Annotated in this window: 16 protein-coding genes; 11 read left to right on the top strand and 5 right to left on the bottom strand. The window is 64.1% G+C overall.

The window, feature by feature from the left end:
• Nucleotides 1-326: 326 nt before the first annotated feature.
• The 4 genes from OKW43_RS23470 to OKW43_RS23455 all read left to right on the top strand — a co-directional run bounded on the left by OKW43_RS23470 (nt 327) and on the right by OKW43_RS23455 (nt 6,912).
• A complete protein-coding gene (locus OKW43_RS23470; protein WP_187636421.1) occupies nt 327-2,249 on the top strand; it encodes a PrkA family serine protein kinase in 1,923 nt (640 codons plus the stop codon).
• Between the two features lie 168 nt (nt 2,250-2,417).
• A complete protein-coding gene (locus OKW43_RS23465; RefSeq protein ID WP_187636422.1) occupies nt 2,418-3,689 on the top strand; it encodes a YeaH/YhbH family protein in 1,272 nt (423 codons plus the stop codon).
• Nucleotides 3,690-3,824: 135 nt separating this feature from the next.
• Entirely contained in the window at nt 3,825-5,348 is a 1,524-nt protein-coding gene (locus OKW43_RS23460) for a SpoVR family protein (protein WP_187636423.1), read from the top strand.
• 256 nt (nt 5,349-5,604) lie between these two features.
• Nucleotides 5,605-6,912 carry an MFS family transporter gene (locus OKW43_RS23455; RefSeq protein ID WP_429450160.1) on the top strand — a complete coding sequence of 436 codons (1,308 nt, stop codon included), beginning with the start codon at nt 5,605-5,607 and terminating at the stop codon, nt 6,910-6,912.
• A gap of 98 nt (nt 6,913-7,010) precedes the next feature.
• Here the strand turns inward: OKW43_RS23455 and OKW43_RS23450 are convergent, their stop codons facing one another.
• The 4 genes from OKW43_RS23450 to OKW43_RS23435 form a co-directional block, all read right to left on the bottom strand.
• The gene (locus OKW43_RS23450; protein WP_429450158.1) at nt 7,011-8,141 is read right to left on the bottom strand and encodes a glycosyltransferase family 2 protein; all 1,131 of its coding nucleotides are present in this window, start codon (nt 8,139-8,141) and stop codon (nt 7,011-7,013) included.
• Between the two features lie 12 nt (nt 8,142-8,153).
• On the bottom strand, nt 8,154-8,342 hold the full coding sequence (locus tag OKW43_RS23445; RefSeq protein ID WP_429450156.1) for a hypothetical protein: 189 nt from the start codon (nt 8,340-8,342) through the stop codon (nt 8,154-8,156).
• A 26-nt stretch (nt 8,343-8,368) separates the two neighbouring features.
• A complete protein-coding gene (locus tag OKW43_RS23440) occupies nt 8,369-8,596 on the bottom strand; it encodes a hypothetical protein (RefSeq protein ID WP_429450154.1) in 228 nt (75 codons plus the stop codon).
• 132 nt (nt 8,597-8,728) lie between these two features.
• On the bottom strand, nt 8,729-10,129 hold the full coding sequence (locus OKW43_RS23435; RefSeq protein WP_429450152.1) for a DHA2 family efflux MFS transporter permease subunit: 1,401 nt from the start codon (nt 10,127-10,129) through the stop codon (nt 8,729-8,731).
• 160 nt (nt 10,130-10,289) lie between these two features.
• On the opposite strand from OKW43_RS23435, the gene OKW43_RS23430 reads away from it, so the two are divergent.
• Complete coding sequence (locus tag OKW43_RS23430) at nt 10,290-11,150, top strand: LysR family transcriptional regulator (protein WP_187636427.1); 861 nt, start codon at nt 10,290-10,292, stop codon at nt 11,148-11,150.
• 57 nt (nt 11,151-11,207) lie between these two features.
• Here OKW43_RS23430 and OKW43_RS23425 read toward each other — a convergent pair whose 3' ends face one another.
• On the bottom strand, nt 11,208-11,645 hold the full coding sequence (locus tag OKW43_RS23425) for a carboxymuconolactone decarboxylase family protein (protein WP_187636428.1): 438 nt from the start codon (nt 11,643-11,645) through the stop codon (nt 11,208-11,210).
• A gap of 242 nt (nt 11,646-11,887) precedes the next feature.
• Between OKW43_RS23425 and OKW43_RS23420 the strand changes: the two genes are divergently transcribed.
• The 6 genes from OKW43_RS23420 (at nt 11,888) to OKW43_RS23395 (ending at nt 18,390) form a co-directional block, all read left to right on the top strand.
• A complete protein-coding gene (locus OKW43_RS23420; protein ID WP_429450149.1) occupies nt 11,888-12,946 on the top strand; it encodes an NAD(P)/FAD-dependent oxidoreductase in 1,059 nt (352 codons plus the stop codon).
• Nucleotides 12,947-13,294: 348 nt separating this feature from the next.
• Nucleotides 13,295-15,268, top strand: a complete 1,974-nt coding sequence (locus tag OKW43_RS23415) for a hybrid sensor histidine kinase/response regulator (RefSeq protein WP_429450147.1) — start codon at nt 13,295-13,297, stop codon at nt 15,266-15,268.
• Nucleotides 15,269-15,386: 118 nt separating this feature from the next.
• Complete coding sequence (locus OKW43_RS23410) at nt 15,387-16,562, top strand: acyl-CoA dehydrogenase (RefSeq protein WP_429450145.1); 1,176 nt, start codon at nt 15,387-15,389, stop codon at nt 16,560-16,562.
• A 33-nt stretch (nt 16,563-16,595) separates the two neighbouring features.
• Nucleotides 16,596-17,201 carry an SAM-dependent methyltransferase gene (locus OKW43_RS23405; RefSeq protein WP_187636432.1) on the top strand — a complete coding sequence of 202 codons (606 nt, stop codon included), beginning with the start codon at nt 16,596-16,598 and terminating at the stop codon, nt 17,199-17,201.
• The gene (locus OKW43_RS23400; RefSeq protein ID WP_187636433.1) at nt 17,198-17,863 is read left to right on the top strand and encodes a glycosyltransferase; all 666 of its coding nucleotides are present in this window, start codon (nt 17,198-17,200) and stop codon (nt 17,861-17,863) included. The genes OKW43_RS23405 and OKW43_RS23400 overlap by 4 nt, the downstream gene beginning before the upstream one ends.
• Nucleotides 17,864-17,895: 32 nt before the next feature.
• On the top strand, nt 17,896-18,390 hold the full coding sequence (locus OKW43_RS23395) for a DUF421 domain-containing protein (protein WP_187636434.1): 495 nt from the start codon (nt 17,896-17,898) through the stop codon (nt 18,388-18,390).
• Nucleotides 18,391-18,410 lie beyond the last annotated feature (20 nt).

Below are 18,410 nucleotides of genomic sequence, written 5' to 3'. Positions count from 1 at the left end.
CGGGATGTGCAACCACAACGCGATTGCATGGCGCGATGCAGCGGTAAGGCGAAGTCATGCAGGCGCACTGATTAGCGATGCGGTGCCGAAGAAATCAGCGGTACAGCGGAGCAGCGCGGATGTGATTCGTTGCAACGTGAGTGAAAAATTGTAGGTGGTCGAATATTTGTTTCCAGGCGAGGATTGTAGCGTGGCGGTTACGGCGCGATTTTCGCAACGTAGTCCGTGAAAAAAAATTTAAAAGGGTTTAGGATGAATTCGAGCGATGTCGTTTCCGAATAGCGCGCCGCGCACGACATCGCCCCAGACTTCGGCGAGGAGGTAGCATGGATATCTACAGCAGTTTCGCGACCCGCTTCGAGAAAACACGGGAGGACGAACTCTCGCTCGAGGAGTATCTCGCGCTCTGCAAAGACAATCCCGCCGCGTACGCCACGGCCGGCGAACGCATGTTGATGGCAATCGGAGAACCGGAACAGATCGACACGCGCAACGATCCGCGTTTATCGCGTATCTTCGCGAACAAGGTCATCAAGGTATACCCCGCATTCCGTGAGTTCTACGGAATGGAAGAGGTGATCGAGCAGGTGGTCGCCTACTTCCGGCACTCGGCCCAGGGGCTCGAAGAAAAGAAGCAGATCCTGTATCTGTTAGGGCCGGTCGGCGGCGGCAAGTCGTCGATCGCGGAACGTCTGAAGCAACTGATGGAGCACGTGCCGTTCTATTCGATCAAGGGCTCGCCCGTCAATGAATCGCCGCTCGGCCTGTTCGACTACGAGGAAGACGGTCCGGTCCTCGAAGAGCAATATGGCATTCCTCGCCGCTACCTGAGAGGCATTCTGAGTCCGTGGGCGGTCAAGCGCCTGCATGAGTACAACGGCGACATCCGCAAGTTCAAGGTGGTGCGCCGCTATCCGTCGATCCTTCGTCAGATCGCTATCTCGAAGACCGAACCGGGCGACGAGAACAATCAGGACATTTCGTCGCTGGTCGGCAAGGTCGACATCCGCAAGCTCGAACAGTACGCGCAGGACGACGCCGACGCGTACAGCTACTCGGGCGGCCTGTGCCTCGCCAATCAGGGCCTGCTCGAGTTCGTCGAAATGTTCAAGGCGCCGATCAAGGTGTTGCACCCGCTGCTCACCGCGACCCAGGAAGGCAACTTCAAGGGCACGGAAGGCTTCGGCGCGATTCCGTTCGACGGCATCATCCTCGCTCACTCGAACGAGTCGGAATGGAAGGCATTCCGCAACAACCGCAACAACGAGGCACTGCTCGACCGGATCTTCGTCGTCAAGGTGCCGTACTGCCTGCGCTACAGCGAAGAGGTCAAGATCTACGAGAAGTTGCTGCGCAACTCGTCGCTCGCCAACGCGGTCTGCGCGCCGGGCACGCTGAAGATGATGGGGCAGTTGTCCGTGCTCACGCGTTTGCACGAGCCGGAGAACTCGAGCCTGTTCTCGAAGATGCAGGTCTACGACGGCGAGAATCTGAAGGACACGGACCCGAAGGCGAAGTCGTACCAGGAGTACCGCGACTTCGCGGGCGTCGACGAAGGCATGACAGGCGTGTCGACCCGCTTCGCGTTCAAGATTCTGTCGCGCGTGTTCAACTTCGACTCGACGGAAGTCGCGGCCAATCCGGTACATCTGATGTACGTGCTCGAACAGCAGATTGAACGCGAGCAGTTTCCGCCGGAAACCGAGCAGAAATATCTGTCCTTTATCAAGGACGTGCTCGCGTCGCGCTATGCCGAGTTCATCGGCAAGGAGATTCAGACCGCGTATCTGGAGTCGTATTCCGAGTACGGTCAGAACATCTTCGACCGCTACGTCACGTATGCGGACTTCTGGATCCAGGATCAGGAGTTCCGCGACCACGATACCGGCGAAAGCTTCGACCGTGCGTCGTTGAACGCCGAGCTGGAGAAGATCGAGAAGCCGGCGGGCATCAGCAATCCGAAGGACTTCCGCAACGAGATCGTGAACTTCGTGCTGCGTGCGCGGGCTGCGAATGCGGGCAAGAACCCCGCGTGGATCAGCTACGAGAAGCTGCGCGTCGTGATCGAAAAGAAGATGTTCTCGAACACGGAAGAGCTGTTGCCGGTGATCTCGTTCAACGCCAAGGGCTCGGCCGAAGAGCAGCGCAAGCATGAAGACTTCGTCAATCGCATGGTGGCGAAGGGCTATACGCCGAAGCAGGTGCGCTTGCTATGCGACTGGTATCTGCGCGTGCGCAAGTCGTCATGATGCGCGCATGATACTCATGGTGTGCCGCCCGCACGGTTCGACCGTGCGGGCAACCAGCGAGGCGCAGGCCGCAGGGACATAGCATTGCACTGCGCGGCGGGTGTCTCGCGCACCCGAAATATTAGTGCGGCCGCAGTGGATCGCGGTTGCATGGACGGGAGACCGGGCGTGCTTCATCAAATCATCGACCGCAGGTTGGCAGGCAAGAACAAGAGTATTGCGAATCGCGAGCGCTTTTTGCGCCGCGTCAAAAACTATATTCGTCGTGCCGTGTCGGAGGCGGTGCGCGATCGCAGCATCAAGGACATCCAGAACACCCAGAGCATCACGATTCCGCGCAAGGACATCGCGGAGCCGTCGTTCCGTCATGGACCGGGCGGCCGGCGCGAGATGGTGCATCCCGGCAACTCGGACTACATCCGCGGCGACAAGATCCAGCGCCCGCAAGGCGGCGGTGGTGGCGGCGGCGGGAGTCAGGCCAGCAACGAGGGCGAGGGTCAGGACGACTTCGTGTTCGAGCTGAGCCGCGAGGAGTTCATGCAGTATTTCTTCGACGACCTCGAACTGCCGCGTCTCGTCAAAACCCACCTGATGGCCGTGCCGACGTGGAAAAGCGTCCGCGCGGGCTGGGCCGCGGAGGGCACGCCAAACAATATCGACGTGGTGCGCTCGTTGCGCAGCGCGCTCGGCCGGCGCATCGCGCTCGGCGCGCCGCTCGTGAACCAGCTGCACGAAATGGAGCGGCAGGTCGAAGAGTTGAGGGCCGATCCCGCCGATCGCCGCGACGAGATCAAGCTGCTCGAGGACGACATTCACCATCTGAAAGGACGCATCTGGCGGATCCCGTTCATCGATCCGTTCGATCTTCGCTACGTGAATCGCGTGAAGCAGCCCACGCCGTCGAGCCAGGCGGTGATGTTCTGTCTGATGGACGTGTCCGGCTCGATGGACGAGCAGCGCAAGGATCTCGCGAAGCGCTTCTTCATCCTGCTCTACCTGTTCCTGAAGCGTAACTACGAGCGCATCGAAGTCGTGTTCATCCGCCACCACACGCGCGCCGAGGAAGTCGACGAAGACACGTTTTTCCACTCGACCGAAAGCGGCGGCACCGTGGTGTCGAGCGCGCTCGAACTGATGCGCAAGGTGATGGACGAGCGCTACTCACCGACTGAATGGAACATTTACGGCGCCCAGGCGTCCGACGGCGACAACTGGACCGACGACTCGCCGAAATGCCGCAAGATGCTGTCGGATGACATCCTGGAGAAGGTGCGGTATTTTGCGTATATTCAGGTGACGCCCGAAGAGCAGAATCTGTGGCTCGAATACGCGCAACTTGCGCTATCGCAGCCGCACATGGCGATGAAGAAGGTCGAAACCGCGGCCGATATTTATCCGGTGTTTCGCGAGCTGTTCGAGAAGCAGGCGGCGACTTCGTGATGGAACGTGCCGCAGCGACAGTCGGGCATGCCGAGGCAGGAGCGGCCAGCACGGGAGCCGCTCGCGCCGGAGCAGTCCGCGATGCTGCAGCACGGGACACACCGGAACGCCCAACGAGGGCAAAGGGAAGTCCGTATGAACGTAGCCGATAGACGGCCTCTGCCGTGCCCGTCCGACTGGACCTTCGAATTGATCGAAGAGTACGACTCGCATATTGCCCGTGTTGCGGAGCAATACGAGCTCGACGTATATCCGATCCAGCTCGAACTCATCAGCGCCGAACAGATGATGGATGCCTATGCGTCCGTCGGCATGCCGGTGAACTACCGTCACTGGTCGTTCGGCAAACATTTCCTTTCTACCGAAAAAAGCTATCGTCGCGGCCAGATGGGGCTCGCGTACGAAATCGTCATCAATTCGAACCCCTGCATCGCCTATCTGATGGAAGAGAACACGATGACGATGCAGGCGCTCGTCATCGCGCATGCGGCCTACGGTCACAACTCGTTCTTCAAGGGCAACTATCTGTTCCGCTTGTGGACGGACGCGCACGCGATCATCGACTACCTCGTCTACGCGAAAAACTACATCGCGGAATGCGAGGAGCGCTATGGGCTCGATCGCGTCGAGGAATTGCTCGATTCCTGCCACGCGCTGATGAATTACGGCGTGGACCGCTACAAGCGGCCGCAGAAGCTGTCGCTGCAGAAAGAGTTCGCCGCGCGTCGCGAACGTGAGGCGTATCTGCAGTCGCAGGTCAACGAGTTGTGGCGCACGTTGCCCACGCGCAATACGCCGCTGCCCGAAGAGGTCGAGGGGCGCTATCCGCCCGAGCCGCAGGAAAACCTGCTGTATTTCGCGGAGAAAAACGCGCCGCTGCTCGAAGCGTGGGAGCGCGAGGTGATCCGGATCGTGCGCAAGATCGGGCAGTACTTCTATCCGCAGCGGCAGACCCAGGTGATGAACGAAGGCTGGGCGACGTTCTGGCACTACACGCTGCTCAATACGATGTACAACCAGGGCAAGCTCGAAGACGGCTTCATGATGGAGTTTCTCCATTCACACAGCAACGTCGTCTATCAGCCGCCGGTCACGAAGCCGTATTACAGCGGCATCAACCCGTATGCGCTCGGCTTTTCGATGATGAGCGACATTCGCCGCATCTGCGAATCGCCGACCGACGAAGATCGCAGGTGGTTTCCGGATCTGGCCGGCAGTCCGTGGCTGCCCGCGATGCACTACGCGATGCGCAACTTTAAGGACGAGAGCTTCATCGCGCAGTATCTGTCGCCGCATCTGATCCGCGAAATGCGCCTGTTCTCGGTGCTCGACGACGACATGCGCGACGCGCTCGAAGTATCGGCGATTCACGACGATAGCGGCTACCAGTACGTGCGCCAGGCGCTCTCGCGGCAGTACGACATGCATCACCGCGAGCCGAATATTCAGGTGTGGGCCGTCAATACACGCGGCGACCGCAGTCTCACGTTGCGGCATTTCATGAGCGACAACCGGCACCTGTCGTCGGATAGCGAGGAGGTGCTCAAACATATGGCGCGCTTGTGGCAGTTCGACGTGTACGTCGAAAGCGTCGACGAAAACGGTACCGTCAGAAAACGCTACGAGTGCCGGTACATGCCGCCGTCCGTGCGAATATGAGCGCCGCCTGACTGCCGCCTGAGCGGTCCGTGTCGCCCGTCAAGCCCCTGCCAGTCCCCCACTGGCAGGGGCTTCGTTTCTGTTGGGCGCAAATCCGGCCGACCCAGGGCTTTCATCAGGTCACGCTGACAAAAAACCTTCCTGTGCTTTCACTTATGTAAAATTCGCGCACCCGCGACGGCCGCTCGGGCTGGGCGCGCGACATCAAGGCGGCACCACGACCGTTCTCCTCGTTTAAATAAGGAAAGACACCAGCATGAATGATCAAACCGAACAATACGCGGTGGCCTCGGCGCACGATACACGGCGCCGCATTTTTGCAATCGTCGGCGCTTCATCGGGCAATCTCGTCGAGTGGTTCGACTTCTATGTGTATTCGTTCACGGCGCTCTACTTCGCGCCGTCGTTCTTCCCGAGCGGCAACACGACCACGCAGTTGCTGAACACGGCGGGCGTATTCGCCGCGGGCTTTCTGATGCGGCCGATTGGCGGCTGGTTCTTCGGGCGGCTCGCCGACAAACGCGGTCGCCGCACCGCGATGATGGTGTCGGTATTCATGATGTGCGGCGGCTCGCTGGTGATCGCGATGCTGCCCACCTACGCGCAGATCGGTGCGCTCGCGCCGGCGTTGCTGCTGCTCGCGCGGCTGTTGCAGGGGCTGTCGGTAGGCGGCGAATACGGCACCAGCGCAACCTATATGAGCGAGGTCGCGCTGAAGGGCCGGCGTGGCTTTTTCGCGTCGTTCCAGTATGTGACGTTGATCGGCGGCCAACTGTGCGCGCTGCTCGTGCTCGTGACCCTGCAACAGACGCTGACGACCGAAGAGTTGAAGGCGTGGGGCTGGCGCGTGCCGTTCGTGATCGGCGCCATCGCCGCGTTGATCGCGCTGTATCTGCGTAAATCCCTTGATGAAACCACCACCGCGGCGATGCGCCAGCGCAAGGAAGCGGGCACGCTGCGCGGACTGTGGGAGCACAAGACCGCGTTCATGACGGTGCTCGGCTTCACGGCCGGCGGCTCGCTGATCTTCTACACGTTCACCACCTACATGCAAAAGTATCTGGTCAACACGGCCGGCATGCATGCGAAGACCGCGAGCTCGGTGATGACCGCCGCGTTGTTCGTCTACATGTTGATGCAGCCGGCGTTCGGCGCGTTGTCGGACCGCATCGGGCGGCGCCGCTCGATGCTGTGTTTCGGCCTGTTCGCGACCCTCGGCACGGTGCCGCTGCTGCATGCGCTGAAAGACGTGACGAGCCCGTATGCGGCCTTCGCGTTGGTCGTGGTGGCGCTCGCGATCGTCAGCTTCTATACGTCGATCAGCGGCCTGATCAAGGCGGAAATGTTCCCGCCACAAGTGCGCGCGCTCGGAGTGGGCTTGTCGTATGCGGTCGCGAACGCGATCTTCGGCGGCTCGGCGGAATACGTCGCGCTGTGGTTGAAGCAGGCCAACGTCGAGTCGATGTTTTTCTGGTACGTGACGGCGATGTGCGCGATCGCGGGCCTCGTGTCGTTGCGCATGCGCGATCCGTCGACGCAAGGGTATTTGCGGCACGAGCCTTGAGCGGGCAGGGGGCGCGAATCGTCGCGCGTGGCACGTTTCATCTCACGACGTTCCGGGTTCCCCGCGTATGCAACTGATCGCGCAGGCTCTCCGCCTGCTCACAGACGCTCGCGCAATTTCACCGGCTCGTGCCGTTCGCTGACCAGTTCGTTGACGAACTCCTTGACCGCCGCGGCCTGATCCGCGGCGACTACTGGCGCGGCCGCGACGACCGCGACCGCGGCGGCTGCCGCATCGGTCGCGACGCTGGCGACCGAGCGCCGTGCCCGCAGCGCCGCGCGCGCGAGGATCGCCAGATGGTAGTAGAGCCGCGCGCTCAATCCATAGCGGTAGGCGAACAGATGCGCGAGCGCGACTTGCAGGCCCGCGCGCGGCTGGCCGTTGCGCGCGTGAATCGACACAACGATCGGTGCAAGCCGCCGCAGCGCGAGCCGCCGCGACGGCTCCAGTCGCGCCGGCAGATCGAGCGACGTCAAGAACGCATAGGCGCTCAGCGATGCGGCCATCCTGGTGCCGCGCGTGCCGTGCGAGATCGACGTCGCGGTCTTCCGATAGACCGACACATAGTCGTGCAGATAAAACACCTCGCGCGCGGCAAGGCATAGCTGAGTGCCGAACACGTAGTCGCAGCACACGCCGTACCGCTCGTCGTAACCGATCCGCTTGACCAGCCGCGCATCGGCCATCCAGCCATTGTTCGGAAACATCTGGAGCAGGCCGGTGCGGCCCGCGAGCGGCTGCAGACCCTCGCTGGCCTTGGTGCGCCGGAATGCCGCGTTCAGGCGCACGCTCGCGTCGAGGTCGATCTCCCCGTCGTCATCCGCTTCGTACTGAGCGCCGAATGCCGCATCGAGGCGCGGATAGCGCTGCCATAGCGACACGAGTTTGTCGACGGCATCGCTCGTCAATAGATCGTCGTCGTGGATCAGCAGGATTTTGTCGCCGCGCGCCCACGCGAACAGGCTCGACACATTGCGCGCCTGCCCAAGCGGCGGTTCGTGCTTCTCGTAGCGAACGCGCGGCTCGTCGCGGTAACGCTGCGCGATCAATTGCCGTGAGCGCGCGTCCGTCGAATCGTCGCCAATCAGGATTTCCAGATGCCGATAGTTTTGCGCGAGGCACGAGTCGATGCATTCGACGAGCAGCTCGGGACGATTGCACGTGGGCACGCAGATGGAGACATGGGCGACGGGCGCATGGACGAGCGGAGAACTTGATGCAATGGACATGGATGACGCCTTTTATCGATCGGAAGCGGCATAAAGCGGCAGAAAGCGGGCAGCCAGTCGCACGGCGCATAGCTTGCTGTTAGCAGCAAAATAGTCCAAGGCGCGGAAAAAATATTCGGTAAAAATGAGGAAGAAATGTTTGCTTACAGAAAGGTACTGGAAGGCGAAATGTGATGCGGCCTGGGTGCAGCGCGCAGCCAAGCCGTTTCGGGACGGGGTTTATCCGCTCAACTGACCGACGGTTCGCCCTCACCGGGCTTTTTGCCGGGACGGTCGGCGGGGGATTGCTTGCGGCCTTCGTCGCCGCGCTCGGGCATCTTGCTCTTGGGGTTGTCGGTATGCACTGCATGGTGCGGGTGTGCGAGGTCCTCGGTTTGGGTGCCGGCCTGGTTTTTTGATTCGTTTTTGGTCGCGTTTTCCGCTTCGCCCCCGGATTTTTCCGTCGTTTTGCTCATCGCTGCTCTCCTGCAGAAGAAGAAGACACACGTCAGCAGCAAGTCGCGGACCCGGACGGGTGGCAAACAAACGTTTCGCGCTCAGGCAGTCGCGTGGCGCGGCCTGCCGCCGGCGATGGAATCACCCGCGTCTCAACGCCCTGTGCCCGGCGCAGCCTGGCCGCGAATCACGCGCGTGCCCGACGCGTCGTCGAGATGGCGGAAGATCCAGGCGGACACCAGCGTGATCACGCCGACGCACACGAACGCGAGCCGGAAGCCGAGTTCCGCCGAGCCCCACTGCGCCGCGAACAGATTGACGAGCCCGCCGCCGATCGACACGCCGAGTCCGATCGCCAGCATCTGCACCATCGAAAAGAGGCTGTTGCCGCTGCCCGCGTCTTCGTGCGACAGATCCTTCAGCGTGACACTGTTCATCGCCGCGAACTGCATCGAGTTGGCCGCGCCGAATGCCGCGAGGATCGCGATTTCGATCACGAGCGGTGTGCCGCGCGAAATCAGCGAGAACGCGACGATCGCCGAGCCGACGATGATCGTGTTGACGAGCAGGAACGTGTCATAGCCGAAGCGGCGCACGAGCGGCGCGATCCAGCGTTTGGCGAGCGTGCCGGCGAGCGCCGCGGGCAGCATCATCAGACCGGAGTGCAGCGGCGAGTAGCCGAGCTGCAGTTGCAGCAACAGCGGCACGAGGAACGGCACCGCGCTCGAACCGACCCGGCATACGAGGTTGCCGATCAGGCCGACGCTGAAGTTCGGCTCGCCGAACAGCGACAGCTTGAACAGCGGATCGCGGCGGTTTCTCGCGTACGGAACGTAGGCGAGCGCGCTGGCGACGGCCAACGCGAACAGCCCCGCCGACCACGCCGTGCGATGCGACGGGACCGGCGCGTCGATGGCGAGCGAAAAAGCGATCATGCACAGCGACAGCAGCGCGCAGCCGATCACATCGAATGGGGGCGCCTGCGCTTCGTCATGCGACGGCAGAAAGCGGTGCACCGCGTACAAACCGAGTGCGCCGATCGGCACGTTGATCAGAAAGATCCAGTGCCAGGTGATCGCCTGCACGAACCAGCCGCCGAGCGTCGGCCCGGCGATCGGCCCGAGCTGGCCCGCGATCGAAATGAACGCGAGCGCCGACACGTATTGCTCGCCCGACACGCTGCGCAACACCGCGAGCCGTCCGATCGGCAGCAGCATCGAGCCGCCGAGGCCTTGCAGCACGCGCGCCATCACGAGTTGGCCGAGCGTGTGCGCGCTCGAGCAGCAGATCGAGCCGAGCACGAACACCAGAATGGCGGCGAAATAGACGCGGCGGGTGCCGAAGCGGTCGGCAAGCCAGCCGGAGGCGGGCGTCAGCATCGCCATTGTCAGTGTGTAGGCGACGACGACCGGTTGCATCGCGAGCGGCGCGACCTGCAGGCTGTTGGCGATCGACGGCAGCGCGGTGTTGACGATCGTCGTGTCGAGCGACTGCATGAAGAAGCCGGCGGCGACGATCCACAGCAGGGCGGTCTGAGAGGAATCCTTGGTCATGTTTTCGACAGCGGGCGCGGCGGCAAAGCGCCGCCAGAGCAGGGGCAAGCGCGGGGGCAAGCGGAATTCCGTTATCTTATGGACATCGTCGTCAATCGGGAACCCCACTAGGCTTGCTGACTGTCATCGACAACGCCGATAAGCAGCGCGACAATCACGCATGCTCAATCCAATCTGGCTCAAGACCTTCTCGACCGTCGCGGCCTGTCATAGCTTCACCGAAGCGGGGCGGCGACTCGACCTGACGCAGTCGAGCGTCAGCGAACATATCCGGCGCCTCGAACAGAGCGTGGGCCGGCGCCTGTTCGTGCGCGATACCCATTCGCTCGCAATGACGCCCGACGGCGAAGCGATGCTCGCGCATGCGAGCGTGATTCTGCAGGCGCTGGCGCGCGCGGAATCGCAGTTTCGCGCGCCGCGTCTGAAAGGGCGCGTGCGGCTCGGTTCATCGGACGACATCGCGCTCGGCCCGCTGCCGACCGTGCTGGCGGCGTTTCGCAACGCGCATCCCGACGTCGAGCTCGAAATCACGATCGGCATGACCGGCAGGCTCTACGAACGGCTCGACGCCGGCGCGATCGATCTGCTGGTCGGCAAGCGCCGGCTCGGCGACCGGCGCGGCGTGCCGCTCTTCACCGGGCGGCTCGAATGGCTCGCGCGGACCGGCACGCTCGTCGATCTGAGCCAGCCGCTGCCGCTGATTCTGGTCGCCGAGCCGAGCGTGACGCGCGCGGTCGTGCTCGATGCGCTCGCCGAAGCCGGCGCGAGCTGGCAGATCGTCTGCACGAGCAGCAGTCATTCCGGCTGTATCGCGGCCGCGCGCGGCGGACTCGGCATCACCGTGCGGCCGCAGTATCTGGCCGCGCGCGGGCTTGCACCGCCGTTGAATGCGGCCGGACTGCCGACGTTGCCGTCGGTGGAATTCATCGCGCTCGCGGCGAAGCGCTTGAGCCGCCCGGCGGGCACGCTGCTGCAGTTGCTGCATGACAGCGATCTGCGCGGGTCGTGGGTGGGTGAGTGAGGCGGGCAAAGCGCGCCGCTCAATGCTGCCGCTAAATGCCGCCGCTTATGCCGCCGCTTATGCCGGCATCTTCCGGAACGAGATCGCAAAGCGGTTCCATGCATTGATCGCCGCTACGAGCAGGGTCAGGTCGACCAGCTCCTCGTCGCTGAAATGAGGCCGCACCGCTTGCCATACCGCATCGGGCACGTGATCGTGCGACACCAGCGTGAGCGCTTCAGTCCACTCGAGCGCCGCGCGTTCGCGGTCCGTGAAGAACGGCGTTTCGCGCCACACGACGACGGTCGCGAGACGCCGCTCGGTTTCGCCGCCTTTGCGGGCGTCGCTCGTGTGCATGTCGACGCAATACGCGCAGCCGTTGATCTGCGACGCGCGCAGCCTAACCAGTTCGGTCAGCGGTTTTTCGAGCGCCGACTTGCCGATGCGCTCTTCGACGCCGAGCAGCGATTTGATCGCGGCGGGGTTGGCTTTGTAGAAGTCGAGACGTTGTTCCATGATGGGCTCCTGAACGGGGGAGACGATGCGGTGCATCGGGTAGTTGTCAGCTTAGTCCGCGGTTTGGATGATAAAAATGGCCGATTTCAGATTTTTTCAGGTAGCCACTTTGGGATGTCGGGCGCGCGTGCCGAGCATCCTTACCGTCGGCAATGACATCGTTGCCGCGTGTGGGCCGATTCGGTATGGTGGGTCATCGATTCTTCCTTTGCGCCTCCCACCGTGATCCGGAGACCTGCCCCATGACCGTTGCCGCCGACCCTTCTGCTTCGCCCACCTCGCCGATCCGCACCGATGTCCTGATCGTCGGCGCCGGTCCCGTGGGTCTGTTCGCGGCATTCGAGGCCGGCGTGATCGGCGTCACCTGTCAGATCGTCGACATACTCGGACGCGTCGGTGGACAGTGCATCGAGCTGTATCCCGACAAGCCGATCTACGACATCCCCGCCATCACGTCTTGCACGGCGCGCGAACTGGTCGAACGGCTGCTCGCACAGTGCAAGCCGTTCGATGTGCCGATTCATCTGGAACAGCGCGTCGAAACAGTCGAGCAGCGCGACGACGGACGCTGGACCGTGCGCACGCAGCGCGGCCTCGTGTTCGACGTCGCGGCGATCCTGCTCGGCGCCGGCAATGGCGCGTTCGTTCCGCAAAAGCTCACGCTCCCCGAGGCCGGGCCGCTCGAAACGCGTCACGTGCACTACAGTGTGCCGCGCCTCGCGGACTTTGCCGACAAAAACGTGGTCGTCGCGGGCGGCGGCGATTCGGCGCTCGACTGGGCGCTGGCATTACGCAAGGTCGCGCGGCGCGTGACCCTCGTGCATCGGCGCGCGGGCTTCAGCGCGGCCGATTCGAGCGTCGAACTGATGCGGCGCGCGGTCGACGCGGGCGAGATGGACTTCATCGTCGGCGGAATCGCGGCGCTCGACGTGACAGACGGCGCGCTGCGTTCGCTGACGCTGCGGCAGATCGGCGGTGAGACGCAACTCGAAGCCGAGCATCTGATCGCGCTGTATGGACTCGTCGCCGATCTCGGCCCGATCGCGCAATGGGGGCTGACGATTCACGGCGGCCGCGTCGACGTCGATACATCGAACTATGAAAGCTCGCGGCCGGGCATCTTTGCGGTCGGCGACATCGCGAACTATCCGAACAAGCAGAAGCTGATCCTGTCGGGCTTTCACGAGGCGTCGCTCGCACTGCGCAAGGCGTACGAGTACGCGTATCCCGACAAAAAGCGTGTGCACGTCCATTCGAGCTACGACGCGAAGCTCGCGGAAAAGATCGGCGCGGCGGGTTGACGCGCGGCCTTGTCTTTCTTCCTGGCCTGATGGTGCCTGATCGCCGCCCGCCATCGCACCTTCGCGAGGCGAAAGTCGTGAATATCTTTTTCAATCGACAGGCCTGTTTTTCCTGACCAACGGCAAATCGGAGAGCCGAAACCGCAACGCGGCGACGCTATCCGTCATTGGCATTTAGCCATGGCGAGGCCCGCCGTTATGAGCTTTGCGCCTTATGGGCCGGGGCGCGCGCGCCGCTGGCGACGCATCCCGGCCCAGCCGTGGACCGCGCGACCGTTTGCGCGACGGTTGTAGCGCCGGCCAGGCGCGAGGGTTGCTTCACACGAAAATTCCAATTGCGTGCCCGCCATGACCCAGCTCCCTGTTTCTTCTTCCCGCGATTACTGCGAGCCCGCTCGAGTGCGGGCCGACGCTGTGCCGCCAGCGCCCGTCAGCGTCGATTATTTGTCGCTCGTACAGGCGATTTCGGACTATGCGATCTTTCTGCTCGATGCGAAAGGCAACATCGTCAGCTGGAATGTCGGCGCGCAGAAGCTGAAGGGCTACACGGAGAACGAGATCGTCGGCCAGCATTTCTCGCGCTTCTACGTCGAGGAGGCCGTCGCGCGCGGCTGGCCGACCCACGAGCTGGAACAGGCGGCGCTGACCGGCCGCTTCGAGGATGAAGGCTGGCGCGTGCGCAAAGACAGCACGACGTTCTGGGCGAACGTCGTGATCACCGCGATACGCAACCAGGCGGGCGAGGTCACGGGCTTCGCGAAGATCACGCGCGACCTGACCGCGCAGCGCGAATACCTCGAAGCGTTGCGGCAGAGCGAGGAGCGCTTCCGTCTGCTGGTCGATAGCGTGAAGGATTACGCGATCTTCATGCTCGATCCGCAAGGCTTCGTCGTGAGCTGGAATTCGGGCGCCGCGCGCATCAAGGGCTATACGCACGATGAAATCGTCGGCCGGCACTTCTCGTTGTTCTATGTGCCCGAGGAGGCGGCGGCCGGCAAGCCCGCGCGCGAGCTCGCGATCGCGCGGCAGATCGGCACCGTGGAAGACGAGGGCTGGCGGGTGCGCAAGGACGGCTCGACGTTCTGGGCCAACGTGATCATCACCGCCGTCTATGACGAATCGCGACACCTGCGCGGCTTCGCCAAGGTCACGCGCGATCTGACCGAGCGGCGCCGGCGCGAGGAACTCGAGCGCTCCGGTGAGCGCATGCGCGAATTTCTCGCGACGCTCGCGCACGAACTGCGCAATCCGCTCGCGCCGGTGCGCAACGCGATCGGCACGATGCAGATGGAAACCAATCTGAGCCCGATGCTCGCGCGGGCGCGCGATCTGATCGATCGCCAGGTCGCGCACCTGACGCGGCTCGTCGACGATCTGCTCGATATCGGCCGCATCATGTCCGACAAGGTCGAGCTGCGTATTTCACGCGTCGATCTCGCCGAACTCGTCGCGCGCGCGGTCGAAGCGGCGCGGCCGTTCACCGACTCGCGCGGGCAGCGCGTGGTCGCGCATGTGCCCGACGCCCCCGTGATCATTCGCGGCGACATGACGCGGCTCGTGCAGGTGCTGCAAAACCTGCTGCACAACGCGTCGAAGTTTTCGCCGAACGGCAGCGTGATCGAAATGCAGGGCCGCGTCGACTTTCGCATGGCGGTGCTCGAAGTGCGCGACCCCGGCTGCGGCATTCCGGTGCGCTCGCTCGACAGGATCTTCGAGCTGTTCGCGCAGGAGAAAGACGGGCAAAACATCGGCGAGGGCGGACTGGGGATCGGCCTGACGCTGTGCAAGTCGCTCGTCGAGATGCATGGCGGCAGCATTGTCGCGAGCAGTGAAGGACTCGGGCTCGGCAGCACCTTCACGCTGAGTCTGCCGCTCGCATCCACGCTGTCCGACACCGCGGACAGCGACACGAGCGGTACCGCGCCGGACGTGCAGCCGTTGCGGATTCTCCTCGTCGACGACAATCGCGATTCGGCCGACAGCCTCGCGATGCTGCTCGAACTGAAGGGCCACGAGGTGCGTATCGCCTACGAGGGCGAGCAGGCGCTGCAGATCGCGCCGCGCTTTTCGCCGCATCTCGCGCTGATCGACATTGCGATGCCGAAGATGGATGGCTATGCGACGCTCGCGGCGATGCGCGCGCTGCCCGAAATGATCCGCACGATGTACGCGGCGATGACGGGCTTCGGTCATGCGAGCGATCTCGATCGCACCCGCAAGGCGGGTTTTCATGCGCACCTCGTGAAGCCAGTCGAGATGGCGGTCCTCGATGCGTTGCTCACGAAGGCGGATGGGCGCCTGAGCGGAAGCGCAGGGACGTAGCCGCTTTTTGCTGCCGTGGGCTCCCCGGGGCGGGGCACGGTGCTTGCTCCGACTCTGCATACGTTGCGGTCCACCGCCACCCGGCGGGCCGAGGATCGAACCGGTGCGGGGAGGCACGATGCTCGACACGCGCGACCACGCGGCCAGCTTCAAGGCCCAGTCACGGCAAGTCTCGAATGAACAAGGTGACCGCGCGCCGCAGCCCGGCAAACCCGCTGTATCGCTCGACGATTTCTTGCGCGACGCGCACTTCGATGCGAACGATCCCGTCGCCCTCGGTGAACTGCTCGCGCAGTTGATCGAGCGCGGCTACGATCGCGCGCCGACCGTGCCGTTGCCAGGGCATGGCCAGACGCTGGTGCGCTGGCGTGCGCTCGCCGCCGTTGCCGCGTGCGACCTCGGTCTCGTCAAACTGTTCGAAGGTCATACCGACGCGCTCGCGATTCTCGCCGAGCTGAATGGTCCAATGCCGCCCGCGGCAAGCCGCTGGGGCGTGTGGGCCGCCGAGGCGCCCGACGCGCGGGTGTGCGCAGTCAACGAAGGCATCCAGAACGTTTGCGGCGACGGCGCTCGGGTACGCCTGTGCGGCACCAAAGCCTGGTGCTCCGGCGCGCGGGCGCTCACCCATGCGCTCGTGACGGCATGGCGCGACGACGAGCCCGTGCTCGCGGCGCTCGCGCTGGACCAGAGCTCGATCTCGATCGATACATCGAAGTGGCAGGCCGTCGGTATGCAGGCGACCGCGAGCGCGGATGTCACGTTCAACGACACGGCGGCGACGCTCGTCGGCGGGCCGCATGCGTACCTGCGTCGCGCGGGCTTCTGGCATGGTGGCGCCGGTATCGCCGCGTGCTGGTACGGCGCGGCCGCGCAGATCGGCCGCACGCTGCGCGACGCGTGCGCCCGGCGCGCGGATGCGCATCGTCTGGCTCATCTCGGTGCGACCGATGTCGCGTTGCAGTCGGCCGCCGCGGTACTGCGCGAAACCGCCGCGTGGATCGACGCGCAGCCGTCGGCTGATGCGCAGATGCGGGTGTTGCGCGCGCGTCTTGTGGTTGAACAGGCTGCGAGCGCCGTGATCGATCACGCGACGCGTGCGCTCGGCGCGGGCCCGTTGTGCCGCAACGCGCGCTTCGCGCGGGCGCTCGCCGACCTGCCGGTATTTCTGCGGCAAAGCCACGCGGAACGCGATCTCGCCGCGCTCGGCGAACGGCTCGTCGCGTCCGTTGACACGACCGCCGCTCCGGCATCGCCTCATGCGTGTTCGCAAACACTCATGCCGTGGACGCTATGACCTGTTTTCCCCAGGCTTCGGAGGATCGCTGAGATGAGCTCGACGATGCTGGACTTCGATGAACTTTACCGGCACAGCGACGATCCGTGGCGCTTGCGCGAAGGCTGGTACGAACTCCGCAAGCGTGCGCTGACCCTCGCGCTACTGCCGCGGCCGCGCTATCGCAACGCGTTCGAACCGGGCTGCGCGAACGGCGAGTTGACGGCGGAACTCGCGGCGCGCTGCGACGCACTACTCGCCGTCGATCTGCACGCGCGCGCCGTCGAGCTTGCGCGAGAACGCGTGGCGCGCGCATCGAACGTGCGGCTCGAACAGCGCAAGGTGCCGCGTGAATGGCCGACGGAGCACGGACCGTTCGATCTGATCGTGATCAGCGAGTTCGCGTATTACCTCGAGGCGGCCGAGCTCGAAGCACTGGCCGCGCGCATCGCCGGGTCGCTGACGATGGACGGCACGCTGCTCGCCTGTCATTGGCGCCGGCCGTTTGCCGAAGCGCGCGTATCCGCCGACCGCGCGCACGCGCTATTCGACGCGCGCTGCGCTGTCGCGCGTGTCGCGCATCACGACGAAGCCGATCTGCTGATCGACGTGTGGTCGCGCGACGCACGCTCGGTCGCGCAACGCGAGGGGCTTCTATGATCGGCGTGATCGTTCCGGCGCATAACGAAGAGGCGTTGATCGCGCGCTGCCTCGCGGCCTTGCTCGAAGCCTCGCGGCACGAAGCGCTCGCCGGCGAGGAGGTGCGGATCGTCGTCGCGCTCGACGCTTGCAGCGATTTGAGCGGGGCGATCGCGCGCGCTTACGGCGTGCAGACGCTCGCGCTGAAGGCGCGCAACGTCGGGATCGCGCGGGCGCTCGGCGCGTCGCTGGTGCTCGCGCAGGGCGCGCGCTGGCTCGCGTTTACCGACGCCGACAGTCGCGTGTCGCCCGGCTGGCTAGCCGCACAACTGGCGCTCGATGCCGATGCAGTGTGCGGCTCGATCGCCGTCGACGACTGGGGCGCGCATCCGCACAGCGTGCGCGAATATTTTCGCAAGACCTATGTCGACGCCGACGGACATCGTCACGTGCATGGCGCGAATCTCGGCGTTTCCGCGGACGCCTATCGGCGCTCGGGCGGCTTTCCGCCGCTCAGGTGCAGCGAGGACGTCGCGCTCGTCGATCGCCTGATCGCGACTGGCGCGCGCATCGCGTGGAGCGCGGCGCCGCGCGTGAGCACGAGCGCGCGCACCGCGGTCCGCGCGCGCGGCGGCTTCGGCGATACGCTCATCTCATGGGCGACGGATAGCGCGCTGGCCTGATCGACGGCGATGCGTCGCGGGGAGGGACGAACATGATGGACGCGTTTTTCGTTCTATTCGGCCAGGGCCGGGAGCTCGACCCGTTGCAGATGGGTCTGCGCTCGATCGCCGTGTTCGTGATCGCGCTCGTGCTGATCCGCGTATCGGGGCGACGTTCGTTCGGACAGCGCTCGCCGTTCGATTCGGTCGTCGTGATTCTGCTCGGCGCGACGCTGAGCCGCGCGATCGTCGGTGCGTCGCCGTTTATCGCGACCGTGGTCGCGTCGTTCGTGATCGTGTTATGTCACAGGGTGCTGGCGTGGGCGTTCATACGCTCGCGCCGCTTCGAATTGCTGGTGGGCGGCACCGAGCGCGAGGTGTTCAGCGACGGCAAGTTTCACGCGGACGAAATGCACGCGGCGCTCGTCACGCGCACCGACATCGAGGAAAGCGTGCGACAGAAGACCGGCTCGCGCTCGATGGACAACGTGGCCGCCGCGATTCTCGAACGCAATGGCGAGGTGAGCGTGATTCGCAAGCGCGCATGAATGCCCGAACCCGTGAAGGG

The organism is Paraburkholderia sp. WC7.3g (assembly GCF_050436345.1).
Classification (GTDB): domain Bacteria; phylum Pseudomonadota; class Gammaproteobacteria; order Burkholderiales; family Burkholderiaceae; genus Paraburkholderia; species Paraburkholderia podalyriae.
Note: the sequence above shows the minus strand (reverse complement) of the source record. Positions and strands in the feature narration are given on the sequence as shown.

Coding starts and splice junctions, on each gene's coding strand:
- OKW43_RS23405 (WP_187636432.1), top strand. CDS start 16,596: ATGAGCTCGACGATGCTGGACTTCGATGAACTTTACCGGCACAGCGAC.
- OKW43_RS23420 (WP_429450149.1), top strand. CDS start 11,888: ATGACCGTTGCCGCCGACCCTTCTGCTTCGCCCACCTCGCCGATCCGC.
- OKW43_RS23470 (WP_187636421.1), top strand. CDS start 327: ATGGATATCTACAGCAGTTTCGCGACCCGCTTCGAGAAAACACGGGAG.
- OKW43_RS23450 (WP_429450158.1), bottom strand. CDS start 8,141: ATGTCCATTGCATCAAGTTCTCCGCTCGTCCATGCGCCCGTCGCCCAT.
- OKW43_RS23430 (WP_187636427.1), top strand. CDS start 10,290: ATGCTCAATCCAATCTGGCTCAAGACCTTCTCGACCGTCGCGGCCTGT.
- OKW43_RS23400 (WP_187636433.1), top strand. CDS start 17,198: ATGATCGGCGTGATCGTTCCGGCGCATAACGAAGAGGCGTTGATCGCG.
- OKW43_RS23410 (WP_429450145.1), top strand. CDS start 15,387: ATGCTCGACACGCGCGACCACGCGGCCAGCTTCAAGGCCCAGTCACGG.
- OKW43_RS23455 (WP_429450160.1), top strand. CDS start 5,605: ATGAATGATCAAACCGAACAATACGCGGTGGCCTCGGCGCACGATACA.
- OKW43_RS23395 (WP_187636434.1), top strand. CDS start 17,896: ATGATGGACGCGTTTTTCGTTCTATTCGGCCAGGGCCGGGAGCTCGAC.
- OKW43_RS23460 (WP_187636423.1), top strand. CDS start 3,825: ATGAACGTAGCCGATAGACGGCCTCTGCCGTGCCCGTCCGACTGGACC.
- OKW43_RS23415 (WP_429450147.1), top strand. CDS start 13,295: ATGACCCAGCTCCCTGTTTCTTCTTCCCGCGATTACTGCGAGCCCGCT.
- OKW43_RS23435 (WP_429450152.1), bottom strand. CDS start 10,129: ATGACCAAGGATTCCTCTCAGACCGCCCTGCTGTGGATCGTCGCCGCC.
- OKW43_RS23440 (WP_429450154.1), bottom strand. CDS start 8,596: ATGAGCAAAACGACGGAAAAATCCGGGGGCGAAGCGGAAAACGCGACC.
- OKW43_RS23425 (WP_187636428.1), bottom strand. CDS start 11,645: ATGGAACAACGTCTCGACTTCTACAAAGCCAACCCCGCCGCGATCAAA.